Genomic DNA, 3,800 nt, shown 5'->3' with positions numbered 1-3,800 from the left:
CCGCCACGGCACCGCATGGAAAGCGCCCGCCCCCGCGCCTGGCCGCCCCGTTGCTGCGCCCGGCGATTACTGCTTGCGGTGGATGATGAGGTTGCGCTTGGCGTCCTCGGGGTAGGCAAAGGTGATCGCGCCGTTCTTCACCATGCCGATGACGAGCATGTTGCGGGTGATGGCGTCCTTGTCCTGCGCGCTGAACGGCTTTTCGTAGGTGGTGACCACGCCGTAGTAGGTCTTCATGTGGCCTTCGAGCGATTCCTTGATGGCCTTGCCCGAGAGGTTGCCGTCGCGGATGCCCAGGAACGAATACATCAGCAAATAGGTGGCGTCGTAGGCATTGGCGGCGGCCATGGGCACGGCCACCTTGCGCTGGTATTTGCGCGTGTAGCCCGACAGGAACGACGCCCGGCGCTCGTTGCTGGGCTCGGCAATGAAGGTCTGCACCATCAGCGCCCCCTCGGCGGCATCCTTGGCGCCATCGAGGAAGAAGGGGAACGACAGCGTCCAGGGGCCCACCTGCGGCACCTTCCAGCCCAGGGCCTTCTTGCCATTGGCGATGACGGCATTTTCCTGCCCCACGGTGTAGCTGTAGATGACGTTGGCGCCGTCGCTGCGCGCGGCTGCCAGCTCGGCCGAGAGGTCTTTCACGCCCAGCGCGAAGCGCGACACGTGCACAGGCTTGAGGTTCTTGGCGGCCAAGGCGGCCACCACGTCGTTGTAGCCCCCTTCGCCGTAGCCAGTGGTGTCGGCAAACACGGCCACCTTGTCCCAGCCGCGCTTGACGATCTCCTCGACCATGAAGGGCGCCTGCAGTGCGTCGCGGCCCGTCACGCGAAAGATGTAGCTCTCGGGCGCGGGGTACTTGGCGGTGATGGCCGTGCCCGTGGCGCAGGGCACGATCAGGGGCGTCTTGCCGTCCTGGAACAGGTCCATGGCCTTGAGCGCCACCCCCGTGTTGCAAAACCCGATGGCCGCGACCACCTTCTCGTGCAGCAGCTCTTGCGCCACCTTGCGCCCCTGGTCGGGATCGGCAGTGTCGTCTTTCACGACCAACTCGAGCGGGCGCCCCAGATAGCCGCCCACGGCGTTGATCTCATCCACCGCCAGCTTGATGCCGTTGAGCATGGGCACACCGAAGTCGGCCGAAGGGCCGGTGAACGGCCCCACCACCCCGATGCGCACGGGCGTGGTGCTGCCCAGTTGCGCCTGCGCCGGCACAGTGGCAGCGCCCAGCAGCAGGGCTGTGGCCATGGCACCGAGCCATGGACGGGCGTTGCACAGGGCGGGAAGGATGCGGGGAAGGGAAGACATGGGGCCGGACGAGGCAGCGCAAGCGCTGACCAGAGTGATGGAAATTCCCAGGAGTATCAAAGTGTTAGCGCGAATCGTCCAGAGGGAGTTTCCCGCTGCGGGTCTGCGGCGCAACGCGGCGTCAGCCCCCTGTCAGGGCCGGCGCGCACCGGCGGACTGCCGGGGCGACCGGTATCATTGCGCGCTCGGCGCCCCCCAATGGGCCTTGCCTGCCTCCGCCTTCCTCCCGCCCTCCCCCGCCTGCTTCCCCCATTTCCCCATGTCCGCCGGTCTCAACCTCGCCCAGCTTCAGGCTGTCCACTACACCCAGGGCGCCTGCCTGGTGCTGGCAGGCGCCGGATCGGGCAAGACACGGGTGATCACGCACAAGATCGCGCACATGATCGAGCAGGGGCTGGAGCCGCGGCGCATCGCCGCCATCACCTTCACCAACAAGGCAGCCGCCGAGATGCGCGAGCGCGCCAAGGGCCTGATCGGGCGCCGCGCCAAGGACGTACTGGTCTGCACCTTCCACGCCCTGGGCGTGCGCATGGTGCGTGAGGACGGCGCCGTGCTGGGCCTCAAGCCCCAGTTCAGCATCATGGACGCCGACGACGTGGCCGGCATCCTGAAGGATGCCGCGGGCGGCACCACCGACCTGGCCACCGCGCGCCAGTGGCAGTGGACCATCAGCAAATGGAAGAACATGGGCCTCAGCTCCGAACAGGCGCTGGCCCAGGCGGCGGACGACAACGAGCGCAGCATCGCCGTGGTGATGGCGCGCTACGAAGAGCGACTGGCGGCCTACCAGAGCGTGGATTTCGACGACCTCATCAGCATGCCGCTGCGCCTGCTGCGCGACCACCCCGAGGTGCGCGCCAAATGGCAGGCGCTGCTGGGCCATGTGCTGGTCGATGAATACCAGGACACCAACGCCACGCAGTACGAACTGCTCAAGCTGCTGGTGGGTGAACGCGGCCATTTCACCGCCGTGGGCGACGACGACCAGTCCATCTATGGCTGGCGCGGCGCCACGCTCGACAACCTCAAGAAGCTGCCCCAGGACTTTCCCCAGCTCAAGGTCATCAAGCTCGAGCAGAACTACCGCTCCACCAGCGCCATCCTGCGCGCGGCCAACAACGTGATCGGACCCAACCCCAAGCTGTTTCCCAAGACGCTGTTCAGTGAGCTAGGCGAGGGCGAACCGGTGCGCGTGGTCGATGCCGACACCGAAGAGCACGAGGCCGAGCGCGCCGTGGCGCGCATCCAGAGCCTGCGCGCGGCCAGCAACCCGCCGCCCGACTGGAAGAGCTTTGCCATCCTGTACCGCGCCAACCACCAGGCCAAGCCGTTCGAGAAAGCCCTGCGCCGCGCCAACATTCCGTACAAGGTGTCGGGCGGCACGAGCTTTTTCGACCGCGCCGAAATCAAGGACCTGTGCGCCTGGTTCCGGCTGTGGATCAACAACGACGACGACCCTGCGTTCCTGCGCGCCATCGGCAACCCCAAGCGCGGCATCGGCCACACCACGCTCGCGGCGCTGGGCGCCTTTGCCACCCAGCACAAGCAGAGCATGTTCGGCGCGCTGTTCAACGGCATGCTGCCCGCGGCGGTTCCCAAGCGCGCGCTCGATGGCCTGCACGAGTTCGGCCGCTACATCAACGACCTGGAGCACCGCGCCCGCCACACGCACGGCGCCGAGGATGCGCGCGCCTTCCTGGCCGACTGGCTCAAGGAAATCGGCTACGAGCAGCACCTGTACGACGGCGAGGACAGCGAAAAGGTGGCCGCCGCCCGCTGGAGCAACGTGATGGAGTTCTGCGACTGGATGGCCCAGCGCGCGGGCGGCCAGATCGACGACACGGCCGGCGCCGTGGTGGCCCGCGAGACCAAGAGCCTGCTGGAGGTGTCGCAGACCATCGCGCTGCTGTCCACCATCAGCGAGCGCGAGAAAGAGCAGGACATGGTCACGCTCTCGACCCTGCATGCCAGCAAGGGGCTGGAATGGCCCCATGTGGTGCTGGTGGGCGTGACCGAAGGCATGCTGCCCTTCAAGCTCGACGATGACGAGGGCCGCCAGCAGAAGGTGACCGACGACACGCTGCAGCGCCTGCAGGAAGAACGCCGCCTGATGTACGTGGGCATCACCCGCGCCCAGCGCACCCTGGCCGTGAGCTGGACCAAGAAGCGCAAGAAGGGCCGCGAGATGGTGGCCGCGCAGCCCAGCCGCTTCATCGCCGAGATGGGCCTGGACAAGACCACCGCCCGCGAAGACCCGCGCGAGAAGCTCAAGGCCCTGCGCGCCGAGTTCGCCGCCAAGAAAGCCCTGGCCGACAGCGCCGCGCCCACGGCCTGAAGCGCACCGCAGCCCCGCAACGCCATGGCCCTCCGCTCCATTCGCGCACCGATCGCTTTTATTTTGATAGCTATCAGCGCTTGTCCTACAAGCGCTACCAATCAAAACGATCCACAATCGCCCGCAGCCTGCCCGGCTGCGGCCAACACGGACCACC

Annotated in this window: 2 protein-coding genes; one reads left to right on the top strand and one right to left on the bottom strand. The window is 67.0% G+C overall.

What is annotated here, in order from left to right; translation table 11 throughout:
- Positions 1-66: 66 nt before the first annotated feature.
- Positions 67-1,248, bottom strand: coding sequence for an ABC transporter substrate-binding protein (locus tag ACDELDRAFT_RS20060; RefSeq protein WP_005799884.1), 1,182 nt, complete (start codon positions 1,246-1,248; stop codon positions 67-69).
- Between the two features lie 319 nt (positions 1,249-1,567).
- Here ACDELDRAFT_RS20060 and ACDELDRAFT_RS20055 point away from each other — a divergent pair, with 319 nt between their 5' ends.
- Positions 1,568-3,643, top strand: a complete 2,076-nt coding sequence (locus ACDELDRAFT_RS20055; protein ID WP_040330061.1) for an ATP-dependent helicase — start codon at positions 1,568-1,570, stop codon at positions 3,641-3,643.
- Positions 3,644-3,800 lie beyond the last annotated feature (157 nt).

This window comes from Acidovorax delafieldii 2AN (assembly GCF_000175235.1).
Taxonomy (GTDB): domain Bacteria; phylum Pseudomonadota; class Gammaproteobacteria; order Burkholderiales; family Burkholderiaceae_C; genus Acidovorax; species Acidovorax delafieldii_B.
This window is presented reverse-complemented; position numbering and strand designations above follow the sequence as displayed.